We start from the raw sequence: 17,572 nt of genomic DNA on the forward strand, positions 1-17,572 counted from the left end.
AGAAATGTTCTAGATGAGCTGATTGCGGCGAGCGAGGTCGGCCAGCTCGATCAACGAGCTCACCCTGAGTTTTTCCAGCAAACGTGTCTTGTAGGTACTGACCGTTTTGTTGCTGATCAGCATCAATTCACCAATGACCTTGTTGCTCATGCCACGCGCCAAGTACTGGAAAATGATCACTTCACGGTCGCTGAGCGCAGCGATGCGTTGAGCTTCGGTGGTGATCATGTCCTTGTGGTTGACGGAGCTGTACGACACATCCGGGAAATAACTGTACCCAGAGCGCAAGGCCAGCACGGCCTTGCTCAGCTCATCGAGATTGTCGCTCTTGGACAAAAATCCCGACGCCCCTGCCCGCATGCATCGCAAGGAAAAATAGTCGGCCAGGTGCGAAGTCAGCACCAAGACCTTCGGTGGCTGTGGCATGTCCCGAATCCGGAGCAGAACCTGCAGGCCGTCCATGTCGGGCAGCACAAGATCCAGCACCACCAGATCCGGCATATGCTCGCGCACCAGGCGCACGGCATCGACGCCGTTGTCTGCCTGGCCGACCACCTCGAGCCTGTCCTGGCGAAGCTGCATGCTCACACTGGAACGGATGAAGGGGTGGTCGTCCACGATCACAACTTTCATGGAGTGTCATCCTTTACAAATCAGCAGTTGGCCTTTGCAGAAGTCCGATAGTGGCCAATTGACTATCACTGGATCTATTGTTCGCTGATTGACGCATATGAATAGTCGGACACCTCCCAAACGTAATAGGAAACATCCGCTTGGCGTGTCAGACGAAACCTACATCCAGGCATCAGTCATGCAACGGGCTTCAACGTGTAAAAGCGCCCCATGAGGTCGTCAATCGGCCTTGCCGGAGGTACGGGGTCGAAGCGGGAAGTGTGGGCAATCTGGCTTACCTTTTTAACGAGACTGGTCCCAATGAAACTGCGAAACGTCCTATGGGATTGCGAAATTTCTCATAGCCAATAAAAACGCCCCGACTGGCGGGGCGTCATTGGCAGAAGCAAGACCTTAGTGGGAAACCGCGCCACTGGCCCCCAGACCGGTCTGCGAACGGACGAACTGCGGGAAGAACAGCGCGCGCTCGTCTTCGGCAGCCTTGGACTTGTCGGTCACCGAGAAGAACCAAATACCGGCAAAGGCGATGAGCATGGAGAACAGCGCCGGGTACTCGTACGGGTAGATGGCTTTTTCATGGCCGAGGATTTGCACCCAGATGGTTGGGCCAAGGATCATCAAGCCGACCGCGCTGACCAGGCCCATCCAACCACCGATCATGGCGCCGCGGGTGGTCAGCTTCTTCCAGTACATCGAGAGCAGCAACACAGGGAAGTTGCAGCTGGCGGCGATGGAGAAGGCCAGGCCCACCATGAAGGCGATGTTCTGGTTCTCGAACAGGATGCCCAGGCCGATCGCCAGTACGCCCAGGGCGATGGTGGTGATCTTCGACACACGGATCTCGTCCTTGTCGTTAGCCTTGCCCTTGCGCCATACGCTGGCGTACAGGTCATGGGACACCGCCGAGGCGCCGGCCAAGGTCAGACCCGCCACTACCGCCAGGATGGTGGCGAAGGCCACTGCGGAGATGAAGCCCAGGAACACGCTGCCGCCCACGGCATTGGCCAGGTGCACCGCCGCCATGTTGTTGCCGCCGATCAGGGCGCCAGCAGCGTCCTTGAAGTCCGGGTTGGTGCTCACCAGCAGGATCGCGCCGAAGCCGATGATGAAGGTCAGGATGTAGAAGTAACCGATGAAACCGGTGGCGTAGAGCACGCTCTTGCGCGCTTCCTTGGCGTCGCTGACGGTGAAGAAGCGCATCAGGATGTGCGGCAGGCCGGCAGTGCCGAACATCAGAGCCAGACCCAGGGAGAACGCCGAGATCGGGTCCTTGACCAGGCCGCCCGGGCTCATGATCGCCTCGCCCTTGGCATGGACCTTGATCGCCTCGGAGAACAGGGTATTGAAGTCAAAGCCTACGTGCTTCATCACCATCAGCGCCATGAAACTTGCGCCGGAGAGCAGCAGCACGGCCTTGATGATCTGTACCCAGGTAGTGGCCAGCATGCCGCCGAACAGCACATACAGGCACATCAGGATACCCACCAGAATCACCGCGACGTGATAGTCCAGGCCGAACAGCAGTTGGATCAGCTTACCGGCACCGACCATCTGGGCGATCAGGTAGAACGCCACGACCACCAGAGAACCGGAAGCCGACAGCGTGCGGATTTCCTTCTGCCCGAGGCGATAGGAAGCCACGTCGGCGAAGGTGTACTTGCCCAGGTTGCGCAGGCGTTCGGCAATCAGGAACAGGATGATCGGCCAGCCGACCAAAAAGCCGATCGAGTAGATCAGGCCGTCATAGCCGGAGGTGAACACCAGCGCGGAAATCCCCAGGAAGGAGGCTGCCGACATGTAGTCACCGGCAATCGCCAGGCCGTTCTGGAAGCCCGTGATGCGACCGCCCGCGGCATAGTAGTCCGAGGCCGACTTGTTGCGCTTGGAGGCCCAGTAGGTAATACCCAGGGTAAAGGCGACGAAGGCGACGAACATCGCGATCGCCGAGACGTTGAGCGGCTGCTTGTGCACCTCGCCGGTCAGGGCATCGGCGGCCCACACGGCGGGTGCGAAAGCGCCGCAGGCCAGGACGGCCAGGGCTTTGGCTTGGCGGATCATTGTTGCGCCTCCTTGAGGATCTCTTTGTTCAGCTCATCGAATTCGCCATTGGCGCGACGCACGTAGATAGCGGTCAGGACAAATGCCGCAACGATCAGGCCGACGCCCAAGGGAATGCCCCAGGTGATCGACGAGTCAGGGCTGAGTTTGGAGCCCAGGATCTGCGGGCCATAGGCGATGAGGAGGATGAAGCCGCAGTAGAGACCGAGCATGATCGCCGAAAGAATCCAGGCGAAACGCTCGCGCTTGGTGACCAGTTCCTTGAAGCGCGGACTGTTCTGTATCGATTGGTAGATGCTGTCGTTCATTGTTTTTGTCCTAGCAGCAACGCAAATAAGGGAGAACCCGCCCTTACTTTATTCTGCCGATGGACACCAACCAGACGACCTTAGTCTTAGATGCAACGGTGTTTTACAGATTGCGTAACAAATTCGCGGGTAAACCCGCTCATACAGGCCTGTGCAATACCTGTAGGAGCGGGTTTACCCGCGAAAACAGCAGAGTCGACTACAGAGTCTGATTACTTGCCGGTCCACTCCTTCACGCGCTCTGGGTGCTTGGCAACCCAATCCTTGGCCGCGGCATCGGGCTTGGCACCTTCCTGGATGGCCAGCATGACCTCGCCGATCTCATCCTTGGACTGCCAGTGGAAGTTCTTCAGGAATTCGGCCACTTCTGGCGCCTTGGTCGCCAGTTCCTTGCTGCCGATGCTGTTGACGGTTTCGGCGGCACCGTACACACCTTTCGGATCTTCAAGGAACTTGAGTTTCCATTTGGCGAACATCCAGTGCGGCACCCAGCCGGTCACGGCGATGGATTGCTGCTTGGCGTAGGCGCGGCCCAGTTCGGCAGTCATCGCCGCGCCGGAGCTGGCTTGCAGTTTGTAACCGTCCAGGGCGTAGTCCTTGATGGCCTGGTCGGTCTTGAGCATCACGCCGGAACCGGCGTCGATGCCAACGATCTTGTGCTTGAAGCTTTCATCGGTCTTGAGGTCGGCAATGCTGGCAGCCTTGACGTACTCCGGCACGATCAGGCCGATCTTGGCATCCTTGAAATTAGGGCCGTAGTCGACCACCTTGTCCTTGTTCTTGCCCCAGTATTCCCCATGGGTGACCGGCAGCCAGGCCGACAGCATGGCGTCGAGCTTACCGGTGGCCACACCCTGCCACATGATGCCGGTGGCGACGGGTTTGAGGTCCACGTCATAACCGAGTTTCTGCTTGATCACTTCGGCGGCCACATAGGTGGTTGCCACACTGTCGGACCAACCATCCACGTAACCTATGCTTACTTCTTTGGCCATTGCCTGTGCAGCGCTCACGGCCAAAACCAGGGCTGTCCCCACACCCAGGAAACGTCGCATTTTTGTAAACGTAGCCATCAAAGCATCCCCTCGTCAGGTCTCGGAAGTTGCATCATCATCCTCACACCATAGCCGACCTGCTCTGAGCACGACCTTTACCGACCGATAAACGACAGCAAATCGCCATCAATCACTGAACCATCATGCGCCCTGCGTGATCCTTGCATGGTGAATGCTTGATCTAGAGCGTTTGCGGCTATCATCTAGCCCTTTGCACCTGACGACGGACCGCCCGATGCCCAGCAGCACACGCCTTCTGCCCCTCTACCTGATCGCCTGCTTGTTTGCCCTGATCGGGCTCGGGTCGCTCTGGTACGGGCTTGGCAAGCCTGTGCACCTGCCCGATGCGGCCAGCCCTACGCACAAATTGCAGTGCGCCTCCTATACGCCGTTCGACAAGGACCAGTCGCCGTTCGACCAACCCTTCCGCTTGCGTCCGGCCCGCATGGACGCGGACCTTGCGCTGCTGGCCGAGCGATTTGAGTGCATCCGCACCTACTCGATGACCGGTCTCGAGGCCATTCCGGGCCTGGCGCGCAAACATGGGCTGAAGGTGATGCTTGGCGCCTGGGTCAATGCCAACCCGGTGGACACCGATAAGGAAGTCGACGCGCTGATTGCCTCGGCCAACGCCAATCCGGATGTGGTCAGCGCCGTGATCGTTGGTAACGAGGCGTTACTGCGCAAGGAAGTGACCGGCGACCGCCTGGCTGGCTTGATCGCTCGGGTCAAAAGCCAGGTGAAGGTACCGGTGACCTATGCCGACGTCTGGGAATTCTGGCTGCAGCATCCGCAGATAGCACCGGAGGTGGATTTTCTCACCATCCACCTGCTGCCCTACTGGGAGGACGACCCCCGCGGCATCGACGATGCCTTGGCCCATGTGGCCGATGTGCGCCGACAGTTCGGCGCACGCTTTGCCCCCAAGGACATTCTCATCGGCGAGACCGGCTGGCCCAGCGAAGGGCGCCAGCGTGAAACCGCCACACCAAGCCGAGCCAACGAAGCACGCTTCATCCGTGGTTTCGTTGCATTGGCCGAAGCCAACGGTTGGCGCTACAACCTGATCGAAGCCTTTGACCAGCCCTGGAAGCGCGCCAGCGAGGGAGCAGTTGGCGGTTACTGGGGGCTGTACGACGCCGACCGTCAGGATAAGGGCGTGCTCGAAGGACCGGTGAGCAACCTGCCGTACTGGCCGCAGTGGTGGCTGGCAGGTGTGCTGCTGTTTGCGGCCACCTTGCTGCTGGCTGGACGACCTGGCAATCGGCACGCGGCCACGCTGCTGCCGCTGCTGGCCGCGCTGGGCGCGGCAAGCCTAGGGTTGTGGGGCGAGCTGGTGCGCACGAACGCACGCTTCACCGGCGAGTGGGTGTGGGCAGGATGGCTGGCCGGGCTCAACCTGGTAGTGCTGGCCCATGGCGCGCTGGCACTGGCCGCTCGCGGCGGCTGGCGCGAGCGTCTGTTCGCCTGGCTGGAACGTCACGCCCGATGGTGGCTGCTGGCGGCGGGTTTCGCGGCGGCGGTGAGCATGCTGGCGATGGTGTTCGACCCGCGTTATCGCAGCTTCCCAACGGCGGCACTGGTGCTGCCGGCAGTGGTCTACCTGGCGCGCCCCGTGGCGGCGCCCAGGGCTGAGATCGCGTTGCTGGCGCTCATTGTAGGGGCCGGGATCGCACCGCAGTTGTTCATCGAAGGAGTGAACAATGTCCAGGCGTGGGGCTGGGCGGTTGTCAGCGCGGCGATGGTCGCAGCGTTGTGGCGCAGTCTGCGCAAAAACCAAGAGGTGCCTTCACGGTAAACCCGCTCCCGCAACGCCCGCGGTGATTCGTACGGGAGCGGGTTTACCCACGAACAAAAGCTCCCGGGTCTAGTTCGCAGGCTGCCGAACCAACCGCAACCCCGCCAGCACCACCGCGAATACTGCAATGCTCGCGGTATACAACACCAAAGCAGGAATCCCGAACAACAGCCCCAGCACCGCCAGCCCCCACCCGCCCCGCCCCGGCACCCACTGCGCCAGCAGCGAAATACCCAGCGCGCCCCAGGCCAGCACCTGATGATGGATGCCCAATCCCAGCAACGAGCGGGCCTGGCATTGCCAGTACCCCTGCGCCGCGCTGCACAGCCCGACCCAGCGGGCATCCTCCATCAGCCCATAACGCACCCCATAGCTGGCCGCCAGCCACGCCGACAGCAACAGCAGGAACAGGGCGATGGGCAACGAGCGGGCCATGGGAACTCCAACGGGTTGAAAACAAACGCCAGCATAAACGCCCGTGCCTACCTTGCAAGGCAAAATCCGCGCATGACGGCTATGTTCCAAGGATGACCGTTTGCCGCGCCGTAGACTGTCGCGGCAACATCTGGCACGACAAAGAACACTGCGGCAGGCAACTTTGCCCTGCCTATCATGGTCCTAGGTAGCGATTTGCCTTACGTACTTTCTTGGGGGATCCCATGCTTCGACCCTTGTGCCTCGTCGCCTCGCTCTGCGGCCTGCTCCTGGCCACAGCCGCCTCGGCGCGGGATATCGACGCCGCGAGCTATGGCTATCCGCTGACCAATCCGTTCGAGGCCACCATCGCCACCACGCCGCCAGAGCAGCGCCCGACGCTGCCCAACGACGAGGACATCAGCCAATCCGACTACAGCCTCAACCTGAGACCGGAGCGAGCCTTCACGCTGCCGGACAACTTCTGGCCCGTGCGCAAGCTCAAGTACCGTCTGGCCCGCCAGGATCACGAAGCACCGCTGATCTTCCTCATCGCCGGCACCGGCGCGCCCTATTCCAGCAGCATCAACGAATACCTCAAAAAGCTCTTCTACCAGGCGGGCTTCCATGTGGTGCAACTGTCCTCGCCCACCAGTTGGGACTTCATGAGCGCTGCCTCGCGCTTTGCCACGCCGGGCGTGAGCAAGGACGATGCCGAGGATCTGTATCGCGTCATGCAGGCCGTGCGTGCCCAACACCCGCGCCTGCCGGTGAGCGAGTTCTACCTCACCGGGTACAGCCTCGGAGCCCTCGACGCAGCCTTCGTCAGCCACCTGGACGAGACCCGGCGCAGCTTCAACTTCAAGCGGGTGCTGCTGCTCAACCCACCGGTCAACCTCTACACCTCGGTCAGCAACCTGGACAAGCTGGTGCAAACCCGGGTCAAAGGCATCGATCGCAGCACCACGTTCTATGAGCTGATGCTCGAAAAGCTCACCCTGTACTTCCAGCAGAAGGGCTACATCGACCTCAACGAGGCGCTACTCTACGACTTCCAGAAGTCGCGCCAACACTTGTCCAACGAGCAGATGGCCATGCTGATCGGCACCTCGTTCCGCTTCTCGGCGGCCGACATCGCCTTCACCTCCGACTTGGTCAACCGCCGTGGTCTGATCACTCCGCCGAAATTCCCGATCACCGAAGGCAGCAGCCTCACGCCGTTCTTCAAGCGTGCGCTGCAGTGCGATTTCGAGTGCTACATCACCGAGCAGGTGATCCCGATGTGGCGAGCCCGCACCGATGGCGGCAGCGTGCTGCAACTGATCGACCAGGTGAGCCTCTACGCACTGGCCGACTACCTGCGGGAGAGCCCCAAGATCGCCGTGATGCACAACGCCGACGACGTCATCCTCGGCCCTGGCGATATCGGCTTCCTGCGCAAGGTGTTCGGTGATCGCCTGACGCTCTACCCTCATGGCGGCCATTGCGGCAACCTCAACTACCGCGTCAACAGCGATGCGATGCTGGAGTTCTTCCGTGGTTAACAAATTGCTGCTCGTCACCGCCCTGCTCGTCGCCGGCAACGCCCTGGCAGCCGAGACAGCGCCCCGCACCAGCGTGGAGGAAGCCGACAAGGCCGACTCCCCGACGGTCGAGCCCGACGGCTTCCTCGACCCGCTGCGCGAACTGAAATTCAACCCAGGGCTCGACCAGCGCGAGTTCGAACGCTCCACCCTGACCGCGCTGAATGTCTATGACCCGCTGGAGTCGATGAACCGGCGCGTGTATCACTTCAACTACCGCTTCGACCAGTGGGTGATGCTGCCGGTGGTCGACGGCTATCGCTACGTCACTCCACGCTTCGTACGCACCGGGGTAAGCAACTTCTTCAACAACCTGGGCGATGTGCCCAACCTGTTCAACAGTCTGTTGCAACTCAAAGCCAAGCGCTCGGCCGAGATCACCGCACGTCTGATGTTCAACACCCTCATAGGCGTAGGTGGGTTGTGGGATCCGGCGACCAAGATGGGCCTGCCGCGCCAGAGCGAAGACTTCGGCCAGACCCTTGGGTTCTATGGAGTGCCTGACGGGCCTTACATCATGCTGCCGATCCTGGGGCCGTCGAACCTGCGCGACACTGCCGGGCTGGCGGTGGACTATGTGGGTGAACGGGAGGCGAACTTCCTCAATGTTGCCGATGCCAGCAGCGATCACCCGGAAATCACTGTGCTGCGGGCAGTGGACAAGCGCTACACCACCAACTTCCGCTACGGGCAGCTGAACTCACCTTTCGAGTACGAGAAGGTGCGCTACGTATACACCCAGGCACGCAAGCTGCAGATCGCCGAGTAGATCCTTCACCCCTTCGCGGGCAAACCCGCGCCCACACGTAGGAAACTGGTGGGCGCGGCCCTCGTCGGCATCAAGGCGGATTCAACCCCAGGAATTGACACAGTTCCCGCCGCTTGGCCAAAGCATCCTTACGCCCAAGCTCGATCAGTTCACTGCAATAGCTGGCCTCGAACAACAAGTAGCTCAACACCCCCGCGCCACTGGTACGGGTCGCCCCCGGCCCACGCAGGAACAGACGCAGCGCCGCCGGCAGTTCGCGGCGATGGCGCGCTGCGATTTCGTCCAGCGGCTGACTGGGCGCTACCACCAACACATCGATCGGTGCCAGACCCAGGCGCCGGGCATTGAGGTGTGCCGGCAGCAGGTGGCTGAGGTGGTTCAGGCGTTGGAGCAGCTCGATGTCATCCTCGAGGCTGTCGATGAACGTGCTGTTGAGCATGTGCGCGCCGATTTGCGCAAGGCTGGGCTGCTGGCCACTGAATACCCGCTGGTTTGGCATCGGTGCCGAAGGCCGCTGCGGGTTGCCACTGACCCCTACCACCAGCACCCGGCTGGCGCCAAGATGCAGCGCTGGGCTGATCGGCGCCGACTGGCGCACCGCGCCATCGCCGAAGTACTCCTCGTCGAGCTTGACCGGGGCGAACAGCAACGGAATCGCCGAGCTCGCCAACAGGTGCTCGATGGTCAGGGAAGTCGGGACGCCAATGCGCCGATGGCGCAACCAGGGCTCGATGGTGCCGCGCCCCTGATAGAACGTCACCGCCTGGCCGGACTCATAGCCGAAGGCAGTGATGGCCACTGCCCTGAGTTGCTCGGCAGCCAGGGAATGGCCGATTCCATCAAGATCCAGATGTGATTGCAGCAGGCCCCGCAAGGGGCTGCTGTCGAGCAGCGCCACCGGGACCTGACCGCCGACCCCCAACAAATTGTGGCTGACGAAGCGGCTGGCCTGGCGGATGACACCGGGCCAGTCGCTGCGCAGCACAAGGTGGCTGCGAAAGTTCTGCCAGAAGGTCGTCAGCCGCTGTACCGCCTCGGTGAAGCGCGTAGCCCCGCTGGCCAGGGTGACGGCGTTGATGGCGCCAGCCGAGGTCCCGACGATCACGGGGAACGGGTTGGCCGCGCCCGGCGGCAGCAACTCGGCGATACCAGCCAGCACCCCCACCTGGTAGGCAGCACGGGCGCCGCCGCCGGAGAGAATCAGGCCTGTGGTGGGGAGTGGCGCCATCGTTGTCACTCGCGATCAGCGCTTTTTCTTGTCATAAAGCCGCGGTTCTCCTGGCGGACGCGACTTGAAACGCCGGTGGGCCCACAGGTACTGCTCCGGACACTCCCGCAGCACACCTTCGACCCATTGGTTGATACGCAGGCAATCGGCCTCTTCGGTCTCGCCGGGGAAGTCCTCCAGTGGTGGGTGAACGACCAAGCGATAGCCGCTGCCATCCTCCAGGCGCTTCTGGGTGAAAGGGATCACCCGGGCCTTGCCCAGGCGGGCGAACTTGGTGGTCGCCGTGACGGTTGCGGCCTGAATGCCGAACAACGGCACGAAGATGCTCTGCTTGGCGCCGTAGTCCTGGTCCGGCGCGTACCAGATGGCGCGGCCGCCGCGCAGCAGCTTGAGCATGCCGCGCACATCGTCGCGCTCCACCGCCAGCGAATCGAGGTTGTGGCGCTCGCGACCACGGCGCTGGATGTAGTCGAACAGCGGGTTACCGTGCTCTCGGTACATGCCATCGATGGTATGGGCCTGGCCCAGCAGGGCGGCGCCGATCTCCAAAGTGGTGAAATGCACAGCCATCAGGATGGCACCCTGCCCCTCCCGCTGGGCGGCCTGCAGGTGCTCAAGGCCCTCGATATGGGCCAGGCGTGCCAAACGCGGCTTGGGCCACCACCAGCTCATGGCCATCTCGAAGAAGGCGATGCCGGTCGAAGCGAAGTTTTCCTTGAGCAGATGTTGCCGTTCGTCGCGCGACAGCTCCGGAAAACACAGCTCCAGGTTGCGCGCGGCAATACGCCGGCGCTCACCGGCGACCCGGTACATCAGCGCGCCCAAGGCACGGCCCAAGGCCAACAGGGCACGGTATGGCAACTGGGCGACCAGCCACAGCAGGCCAAGGCCCAACCAAAGGCCCCAAAATCGTGGGTGAAGAAAATACGGACGAAAACGCGGGCGTTCCATTGAAGCTTCCGGCAAGACAAAGGTGGCCATTCTACATCGGTTCGGCTGCGGTTGCGGCCAACGGGTCTTATCGTTATAAGTCAGGGCACTTTTTTCGCAACAAGCCGTCTATGCAGACCATGAGCCTCAACCCGACCTCCGATACCGCACCCGTCTTCCAGCTCAAAGGCAGCATGCTTGCCATCACTGTGCTGGAACTGGCGCGCAACGACCTCGAAGCCCTCGACCGGCAACTGGCGGCGAAAGTGGCCCAGGCCCCCAATTTCTTCAGCAATACCCCCTTGGTACTGGCCCTGGACAAGCTGCCGGCCGACTGTGGGACGATCGACCTGCCCGGCTTGATGCGCGTCTGTCGCCACCATGGCCTGCGTACCCTGGCCGTGCGCGCCAGCCGGATCGAGGACATCGCCGCGGCGATCGCCATCGATCTGCCCGTGTTGCCGCCCTCCGGTGCGCGTGAGCGGCCATTGGAGCCGGAGCCCGAGGTGAAGAAACCCGAACCCGCACCAGCTCCGCCACCACCACCGGCCGAACCGGAAGTGCGCCCCACCCGCATCATCACGACGCCGGTACGCGGCGGCCAGCAGATCTACGCCCAAGGCGGCGACCTGATCGTCACTGCCTCGGTCAGCCCCGGCGCGGAACTTCTCGCCGATGGCAACATCCATGTGTACGGCGCCATGCGCGGTCGCGCGCTTGCTGGCATCAAGGGCAACACCCGGGCCCGTATCTTCTGCCAGCAGATGACGGCGGAGATGGTCTCCATCGCCGGTCAGTACAAGGTGTGCGAAGACCTGCGTCGCGACCCGCTGTGGGGGGCTGGCGTGCAGATCAGCCTGTCCGGCGATGTGTTGAACATCACCCGTCTTTAACGGATACTTGCCGGCATTTTTAGCGCAACTTTTTTCCCGTTGCCGTTTTTTGTATTTGCAGGGACACGCGTCCCGTTTATTTAGGGGTGAAACACCTTGGCCAAGATTCTCGTGGTTACTTCCGGCAAGGGGGGTGTGGGCAAGACCACCACCAGCGCCGCTATCGGTACCGGCCTCGCACTGCGTGGCTACAAGACTGTCATCGTCGACTTCGACGTGGGCCTGCGTAACCTCGACCTGATCATGGGCTGCGAGCGCCGCGTAGTGTATGACTTCGTCAACGTGGTCAACGGCGAAGCCAACCTGCAGCAAGCCCTGATCAAGGACAAGCGCCTGGAAAACCTGTTCGTGCTGGCTGCCAGCCAGACCCGCGACAAGGACGCCCTGACCCAGGAAGGCGTCGAGAAGGTCCTGATGGAGCTCAAGGAGTCCTTCGACTTCGTTATCTGCGACTCCCCGGCCGGCATCGAGAAGGGCGCTCACTTGGCGATGTACTTCGCCGACGAAGCCATCGTGGTGACCAACCCGGAAGTTTCCTCGGTTCGTGACTCCGACCGCATGCTGGGCATCCTGTCGAGCAAGTCGCGCCGCTCCGAGAACGGCGAAGAGCCGATCAAGGAACACCTGCTGATCACCCGTTACCATCCTGAGCGCGTCGAAAAGGGCGAAATGCTCAGCATCGCCGACGTCGAAGAGATCCTGGCGATCAAGCTCAAGGGTGTGATCCCTGAATCCCAAGCCGTGCTCAAGGCCTCCAACCAAGGTATTCCAGTGATCCTGGACGACCAGAGCGATGCCGGTCAGGCATACAGCGACACTGTCGACCGCCTGCTGGGCAAAGAGAAGCCACTGCGGTTCATCGATGTGCAGAAGCAAGGATTCTTCGCGCGCCTGTTTGGAGGCAAGTAAACCATGAACCTTTTTGACTTCTTTCGTGGCAGACAGAAACAAAGCAGCGCGTCGGTAGCGAAAGAGCGTCTACAGATCATCGTGGCGCACGAACGCGGCCAGCGTAGCGAGCCGGACTACCTCCCAGCCCTGCAGAAAGAACTGCTGGAAGTGATCCGCAAGTACGTGAACATCGGCAGCGACGACGTGCATATCGAGCTTGAGAACCAGGGTAGCTGCTCGATCCTGGAGCTGAACATCACCCTGCCCGATCGCTGATCCAGCTATTTCGGGTCGCCCCTGTGGGAGCGGCTTGTCCGATGATCGTGCCAGCCCAGGCTGACGCAACCATTGGACAAGCCGCTCCCACAGTGCTTTCCAAAGAGACTTTGCAATGCCGCTGTCGAACGTCCAGATCCTCCATGAAGACGCTGCCATCCTGGTGGTCAACAAGCCGACACTGTTGCTGTCGGTGCCAGGTCGCGCCGAGGACAACAAGGACTGCCTGATCACCCGCCTGCAGCACAACGGCTATCCTGATGCGCTGATCGTTCATCGACTGGATTGGGAAACTTCCGGGATCATCCTGCTGGCCCGCGATGCCGACAGCCACCGCGAGCTTTCGCGACAGTTCCATGACCGCGAGACCGAAAAGGCCTACACCGCGTTGTGCTGGGGTCAACCGGCGCTGGACAGCGGCAGCATCGATCTTCCCCTGCGCTACGACCCACCGACCAAACCCCGTCATGTGGTGGACCACGAACAGGGCAAGCATGCCCTGACCTTCTGGCGCATCCTCGAGCGCTGCGGCGATCACTGCCGGGTGGAGCTGACCCCAATCACCGGGCGCTCGCACCAATTGCGCGTGCACATGCTCTCGATCGGCCACCCACTGCTGGGCGACCGCCTGTACGCCAACCCCCAAGCCCTGGCCGCCCACGATCGACTGTGCCTGCATGCGAGCATGCTGAGCTTCACCCACCCGGTGACGGGCGAGCGGTTGAAGTTCGAGTGCCCGGCACCTTTTTGAGCTACAAGCTTCAAGCGACAAGTTGCAAGAAATAGCCAAAGCGGATGGCGTGGAACTTGCCCAAGCTGCCGCTCTTGCTTGAAGCTTGCAGCTTAAAGCTTGAAGCTCGAACCGGAGTGAGTTATGCGCGATTCCCTGAATGCTGGCCTGATCGATTTCCTCAAGGCCTCCCCAACGCCTTTTCATGCGACCGCGAGCCTCGCCCAACGCCTGGAGGCCGCCGGCTATCAGCGCCTGGACGAGCGCGACAGCTGGGCGACGGTGCCGGGTGGCCGCTATTACGTGACCCGCAACGACTCCTCGATCATCGCTATCAAGCTGGGCAAGCAATCGCCATTGCTCGGCGGTATCCGCATGGTCGGCGCCCATACCGACAGCCCGTGCCTGCGCGTCAAGCCGCAGCCTGAACTGCAGCGCCACGGTTTTCTGCAACTGGGCGTCGAGGTCTACGGCGGCGCGCTGCTCGCGCCTTGGTTCGACCGCGACCTGTCGTTGGCCGGCCGGGTCACCTTCCGTCGCGACGGCAAGGTCGAGAGCCAACTGGTGGACTTCAAGCTGCCGATCGCGGTGATCCCGAACCTGGCTATCCACCTCAACCGTACCGCCAACGAAGGCTGGGCGATCAACCCTCAGCTCGAACTGCCCCCCATCCTGGCCCAGGTGGCCGGTGACGAGCGCGTGGACTTCCGGGCCCTGCTCACCGAGCAACTGGCCCGCGAGCACGACCTCAATGCCGACGTGGTGCTGGATTACGAGCTGAGCTTCTACGACACACAGGATGCTGCGCTGATCGGCCTCAATGGCGACTTCATCGCTGCTGCCCGCCTGGACAATCTGCTTTCCTGCTATGCCGGTCTGCAGGCCCTGTTGGCGGCGGACAGCGACGAAACCTGCGTACTGGTATGCAACGACCACGAGGAAGTCGGTTCCTGCTCAGCCTGCGGCGCCGACGGTCCAATGCTCGAACAGACCCTGCAGCGCCTGCTGCCCGATGGCGACGACTATGTGCGAACCATCCAGCGCTCGCTGATGGTCTCGGCCGACAACGCCCACGGCGTGCACCCCAACTATGCCGACAAGCACGACGGCAACCATGGGCCGAAGCTCAACGCGGGCCCCGTCATCAAGGTCAACAACAACCAGCGCTACGCCACCAACAGCGAAACCGCAGGCTTCTTCCGCCACCTGTGCATGGCCGAGGAAGTGCCGGTGCAGAGCTTCGTGGTACGCAGCGACATGGGGTGTGGCTCGACCATCGGCCCGATCGCCGCCAGCCATCTGGGCGTGCGCACGGTGGACATCGGCCTGCCGACCTTCGCCATGCACTCGATCCGCGAGCTATGCGGCAGCCATGACCTGGCGCACCTGGTGAAGGTGCTCACCGCGTTCTACCGTAGCCGCGAACTGCCCTGAGTGGCCAAAGGGCCGCTTTGCGGCCCTTTTCCCGGCGTCGCCAGCACCCACCGATGCCCTGTCGGCATGCTCGATGCCTGTCCTTGATCAATCTCGCCTGCGTCCCGAGCCGCTATGCTTAAAGCATGGCCCTATCTTTCAGAAGGATTCCTGTCCATGACGTTCCTGTCGCTGTTCCTGCCGGTCTTCCTGTTCCTGCTGCTGCTAACCATTGGTTTCAGCCTGCGCGAACGCAATATCGGCGTGCTGATGATGTGGATCGGAACCCTGGGTATCTTCGGCCTCACTTGCTGGAAGATCCTGGAGCAACTGCCCTCATAAACCTCTACACTCGGTCAATCGTTTGACCTGAGGTAGATTTCCCGGTGCCTGCACTCCTGCGCTGCCTGTTCCTGCTGTTGTTCCTGTTCATCACCCCGGTCCAGGCCGCGGGCCTGCCGAGCCTGCTCGGATCGAGCGCGCCAGCGCAGCCGGAGGCGACCGAGCCTTTGGGCAAGTCGCTCGATGAGGTGATCAAGAACCTGGAAAACGACCAGCAACGCGCCAAGCTGCTGGCCGACCTGAAAAAACTGCGCGATGCCACCAAACAGTCGCAACCGACCGTCGAACAGGGCGTGCTCGGGCTGATCGGCGGCGCGTTGCACGACCTGGAAAAGCAATTCAGCGGCGACGCCAGCCCATTCCGGCGCTGGTCCCTGGAAATCGACCAGGCCCAGCAGGAGCTGGCGGCCCTGATCGTTCCCGTGCATCAATGGCCGGCGATCCTGTTCGGCTTCGCGGCGATCATCGCGGTCTGGAGCCTGCTGGCGTATGCCTTCAACTGGATCGGCCATCGCGTGCGCCTGCGCTTCGGCCTGACCGAAGAACTGCCCCAACACCCGCGCACCTGGGACTTGGTCCGCTTTGCCTTGCGCAAGCTGGGGCCTTGGATGGTTGCACTGGTGTTCACGGTCTACCTGAGCTTCGCCCTGCCCTCTTCCCTGGGCAAATCACTGGCCATGGTCCTGGCCTACGCCTTGGTGGTCGGCACCCTGTTCTCGGCGATCTGCGTGATCGCCTTCTCACTGCTCGACGGCCCACACCGTCATCGCGCCCTGTACATCCTGCGCCATCAGGCGTTCCGCCCGCTGTGGCTGATCGGCAGCTTCGCTGCGTTCGGCGAGGCGATGAGCGACCCGCGCATGACGACCGCCCTGGGCAGCCACTTGGCCCATGCCCTGGCGACACTGGCCAATGTGGTGGCGGCGATGTGCACCGGCCTGTTCATCCTGCGCTTTCGCCGCCCCATCGCTCACTTGATTCGCAACCAGCCGTTGTCCCGACGCCTGACCCGGCGAACCCTGAGCGACACCATCGAGATCCTCGGCAGCTTCTGGTTCGTACCGGCGCTGCTCTTGGTAGCTGTCTCGTTGTTCGCCACGTTCGTCTCGGCCGGTGACACCAGCACGGCCCTGCGCCAGTCGCTGATGTGCACCGTGCTGGTGGTGGTGTGCATGGTGCTCAACGGCCTGGTGCGTCGTCACGCGGCCAACCCCAAGCGCGCCAACCGACGCCAGGAGGTATACGCCGAGCGCCTGCGCAACTTCGGCTACGCTCTGGTGCACCTGTTCATCTGGTTGGTGTTCATCGAACTGGGCCTACGGGTCTGGGGGCTGTCGATGATCAATTTCGCCGAGGGCGATGGCCATGAAGTGAGCATGCGCCTGGTGGGTCTGGCAGGAACCATGATCGCAGCCTGGCTGGTGTGGATCCTGGCCGACACGGCGGTACACCACGCTCTGGTGCGCTCACGCCGGGGCCTGGCCAACGCTCGCGCACAAACCATGATGCCGCTGATCCGCAACGTCATGTTCGTGGCGATCTTCATCATCGCGGTGATCGTCGCCCTGGCGAACATGGGCATGAATGTCACTCCGCTGCTCGCCGGTGCCGGTGTCATCGGCCTGGCGATCGGTTTCGGCGCGCAGTCGCTGGTAGCCGATCTGATCACCGGCCTGTTCATCATCATCGAGGACTCCTTGGCCATCGATGACTATGTGGATGTCGGTGGTCACCTGGGCACGGTCGAAGGCCTGACCATACGCACCGTGCGGCTGCGAGACATCGACGGCATCGTGCATACGATTCCGTTCAGCGAGATCAAGAGCATCAAGAACTACTCGCGCGAATTCGGCTACGCGATCTTCAGGGTGGCCATTCCCCACAGCATGGCGATCGACCAAGCGATCACCTTGATTCGCGAGGTCGGGCAGAAGCTGCGCAACGACCCGCTGATGCGGCGCAACATCTGGTCCCCTCTGGAGCTGCAGGGGGTAGAGAGCTTCGAATCAGGGTCGGCCATCTTGCGGGCGCGGTTCAAGACGGCGCCTATCAAGCAATGGGAGGTGTCGCGGGCATTCAATCTGGCCTTGAAGCGCCAGCTCGATGAAGCCGGGCTGGATCTGGCGACGCCACGGTTGTCGGTGCAGGTGGTGACGGCGGGTGGAGGCACGACCGCCGATTGATTCTCATCTGAGTACGACGGGGATGCCGCCATGCCTGGCGGCTTTTCCGATACGTCAAACAGCGCTTT

The 17,572-nt window shown here is 62.0% G+C and carries 17 protein-coding genes; 10 read left to right on the top strand and 7 right to left on the bottom strand.

Annotated features, from left to right (window positions below; genetic code table 11):
• Positions 1 to 9: 9 nt before the first annotated feature.
• From DQ397_RS06215 to DQ397_RS06230, 4 genes are all read right to left on the bottom strand, one after another.
• Complete coding sequence (locus DQ397_RS06215) at positions 10 to 633, bottom strand: response regulator transcription factor (protein WP_043206634.1); 624 nt, start codon at positions 631 to 633, stop codon at positions 10 to 12.
• A 393-nt stretch (positions 634 to 1,026) separates the two neighbouring features.
• Positions 1,027 to 2,691 carry a cation acetate symporter gene (locus DQ397_RS06220; protein ID WP_043206636.1) on the bottom strand — a complete coding sequence of 555 codons (1,665 nt, stop codon included), beginning with the start codon at positions 2,689 to 2,691 and terminating at the stop codon, positions 1,027 to 1,029.
• The gene (locus DQ397_RS06225; RefSeq protein ID WP_043206637.1) at positions 2,688 to 2,999 is read right to left on the bottom strand and encodes a DUF485 domain-containing protein; all 312 of its coding nucleotides are present in this window, start codon (positions 2,997 to 2,999) and stop codon (positions 2,688 to 2,690) included. The genes DQ397_RS06220 and DQ397_RS06225 overlap by 4 nt, the downstream gene beginning before the upstream one ends.
• Before the next feature lie 212 nt (positions 3,000 to 3,211).
• Positions 3,212 to 4,072, bottom strand: coding sequence for a glycine betaine ABC transporter substrate-binding protein (locus DQ397_RS06230; RefSeq protein WP_043206638.1), 861 nt, complete (start codon positions 4,070 to 4,072; stop codon positions 3,212 to 3,214).
• A 217-nt stretch (positions 4,073 to 4,289) separates the two neighbouring features.
• Between DQ397_RS06230 and DQ397_RS06235 the strand changes: the two genes are divergently transcribed.
• A complete protein-coding gene (locus tag DQ397_RS06235) occupies positions 4,290 to 5,852 on the top strand; it encodes a beta-1,6-glucan synthase (protein WP_043206639.1) in 1,563 nt (520 codons plus the stop codon).
• 69 nt (positions 5,853 to 5,921) lie between these two features.
• Here the strand turns inward: DQ397_RS06235 and DQ397_RS06240 are convergent, their stop codons facing one another.
• Positions 5,922 to 6,287, bottom strand: coding sequence for a hypothetical protein (locus tag DQ397_RS06240; protein ID WP_043206640.1), 366 nt, complete (start codon positions 6,285 to 6,287; stop codon positions 5,922 to 5,924).
• Positions 6,288 to 6,511: 224 nt separating this feature from the next.
• Between DQ397_RS06240 and DQ397_RS06245 the strand changes: the two genes are divergently transcribed.
• On the top strand, positions 6,512 to 7,810 hold the full coding sequence (locus tag DQ397_RS06245; RefSeq protein ID WP_043206642.1) for a serine/threonine protein kinase: 1,299 nt from the start codon (positions 6,512 to 6,514) through the stop codon (positions 7,808 to 7,810).
• Positions 7,803 to 8,618, top strand: a complete 816-nt coding sequence (locus tag DQ397_RS06250) for a VacJ family lipoprotein (RefSeq protein ID WP_148921513.1) — start codon at positions 7,803 to 7,805, stop codon at positions 8,616 to 8,618. The genes DQ397_RS06245 and DQ397_RS06250 overlap by 8 nt, the downstream gene beginning before the upstream one ends.
• 70 nt (positions 8,619 to 8,688) lie before the next feature.
• Here the strand turns inward: DQ397_RS06250 and DQ397_RS06255 are convergent, their stop codons facing one another.
• Both DQ397_RS06255 and DQ397_RS06260 read right to left on the bottom strand, forming a co-directional pair.
• On the bottom strand, positions 8,689 to 9,846 hold the full coding sequence (locus DQ397_RS06255) for a patatin-like phospholipase family protein (RefSeq protein WP_043206644.1): 1,158 nt from the start codon (positions 9,844 to 9,846) through the stop codon (positions 8,689 to 8,691).
• A 15-nt stretch (positions 9,847 to 9,861) separates the two neighbouring features.
• Complete coding sequence (locus tag DQ397_RS06260; protein WP_043206646.1) at positions 9,862 to 10,797, bottom strand: lipid A biosynthesis lauroyl acyltransferase; 936 nt, start codon at positions 10,795 to 10,797, stop codon at positions 9,862 to 9,864.
• A gap of 110 nt (positions 10,798 to 10,907) precedes the next feature.
• Between DQ397_RS06260 and minC the strand changes: the two genes are divergently transcribed.
• From minC to DQ397_RS06290, 7 genes are all read left to right on the top strand, one after another.
• Positions 10,908 to 11,669 carry a septum site-determining protein MinC gene (gene minC, locus DQ397_RS06265; RefSeq protein ID WP_043206647.1) on the top strand — a complete coding sequence of 254 codons (762 nt, stop codon included), beginning with the start codon at positions 10,908 to 10,910 and terminating at the stop codon, positions 11,667 to 11,669.
• Between the two features lie 96 nt (positions 11,670 to 11,765).
• Positions 11,766 to 12,578, top strand: coding sequence for a septum site-determining protein MinD (gene minD, locus DQ397_RS06270; RefSeq protein WP_043206649.1), 813 nt, complete (start codon positions 11,766 to 11,768; stop codon positions 12,576 to 12,578).
• Between the two features lie 3 nt (positions 12,579 to 12,581).
• Positions 12,582 to 12,836: a cell division topological specificity factor MinE gene (minE, locus tag DQ397_RS06275; protein ID WP_043206650.1), complete on the top strand. Its 255-nt coding sequence runs from the start codon at positions 12,582 to 12,584 to the stop codon at positions 12,834 to 12,836.
• A gap of 115 nt (positions 12,837 to 12,951) precedes the next feature.
• Positions 12,952 to 13,587 (top strand): RluA family pseudouridine synthase, encoded by a 636-nt coding sequence (locus DQ397_RS06280; RefSeq protein WP_043206651.1) that lies wholly within the window; start codon positions 12,952 to 12,954, stop codon positions 13,585 to 13,587.
• 123 nt (positions 13,588 to 13,710) lie between these two features.
• Positions 13,711 to 15,000 (top strand): M18 family aminopeptidase, encoded by a 1,290-nt coding sequence (locus tag DQ397_RS06285; protein WP_043206652.1) that lies wholly within the window; start codon positions 13,711 to 13,713, stop codon positions 14,998 to 15,000.
• Positions 15,001 to 15,156: 156 nt separating this feature from the next.
• Positions 15,157 to 15,321 carry a hypothetical protein gene (locus DQ397_RS24490; RefSeq protein ID WP_167358066.1) on the top strand — a complete coding sequence of 55 codons (165 nt, stop codon included), beginning with the start codon at positions 15,157 to 15,159 and terminating at the stop codon, positions 15,319 to 15,321.
• Positions 15,322 to 15,365: 44 nt separating this feature from the next.
• Positions 15,366 to 17,504, top strand: a complete 2,139-nt coding sequence (locus DQ397_RS06290; RefSeq protein WP_043206653.1) for a mechanosensitive ion channel family protein — start codon at positions 15,366 to 15,368, stop codon at positions 17,502 to 17,504.
• The last annotated feature ends 68 nt before the right edge of the window (positions 17,505 to 17,572 follow it).

Source organism: Pseudomonas sp. CK-NBRI-02 (assembly GCF_008124495.1).
Taxonomy (GTDB): Bacteria; Pseudomonadota; Gammaproteobacteria; order Pseudomonadales; family Pseudomonadaceae; genus Aquipseudomonas; species Aquipseudomonas guariconensis.

Coding starts and splice junctions, on each gene's coding strand:
- minC (WP_043206647.1), top strand. CDS start 10,908: ATGCAGACCATGAGCCTCAACCCGACCTCCGATACCGCACCCGTCTTC.
- DQ397_RS06255 (WP_043206644.1), bottom strand. CDS start 9,846: ATGGCGCCACTCCCCACCACAGGCCTGATTCTCTCCGGCGGCGGCGCC.
- DQ397_RS06260 (WP_043206646.1), bottom strand. CDS start 10,797: ATGGAACGCCCGCGTTTTCGTCCGTATTTTCTTCACCCACGATTTTGG.
- DQ397_RS06220 (WP_043206636.1), bottom strand. CDS start 2,691: ATGATCCGCCAAGCCAAAGCCCTGGCCGTCCTGGCCTGCGGCGCTTTC.
- DQ397_RS06245 (WP_043206642.1), top strand. CDS start 6,512: ATGCTTCGACCCTTGTGCCTCGTCGCCTCGCTCTGCGGCCTGCTCCTG.
- DQ397_RS06225 (WP_043206637.1), bottom strand. CDS start 2,999: ATGAACGACAGCATCTACCAATCGATACAGAACAGTCCGCGCTTCAAG.
- DQ397_RS06235 (WP_043206639.1), top strand. CDS start 4,290: ATGCCCAGCAGCACACGCCTTCTGCCCCTCTACCTGATCGCCTGCTTG.
- DQ397_RS06285 (WP_043206652.1), top strand. CDS start 13,711: ATGCGCGATTCCCTGAATGCTGGCCTGATCGATTTCCTCAAGGCCTCC.
- DQ397_RS06240 (WP_043206640.1), bottom strand. CDS start 6,287: ATGGCCCGCTCGTTGCCCATCGCCCTGTTCCTGCTGTTGCTGTCGGCG.
- DQ397_RS06280 (WP_043206651.1), top strand. CDS start 12,952: ATGCCGCTGTCGAACGTCCAGATCCTCCATGAAGACGCTGCCATCCTG.
- DQ397_RS24490 (WP_167358066.1), top strand. CDS start 15,157: ATGACGTTCCTGTCGCTGTTCCTGCCGGTCTTCCTGTTCCTGCTGCTG.
- DQ397_RS06215 (WP_043206634.1), bottom strand. CDS start 633: ATGAAAGTTGTGATCGTGGACGACCACCCCTTCATCCGTTCCAGTGTG.
- DQ397_RS06230 (WP_043206638.1), bottom strand. CDS start 4,072: ATGGCTACGTTTACAAAAATGCGACGTTTCCTGGGTGTGGGGACAGCC.
- minE (WP_043206650.1), top strand. CDS start 12,582: ATGAACCTTTTTGACTTCTTTCGTGGCAGACAGAAACAAAGCAGCGCG.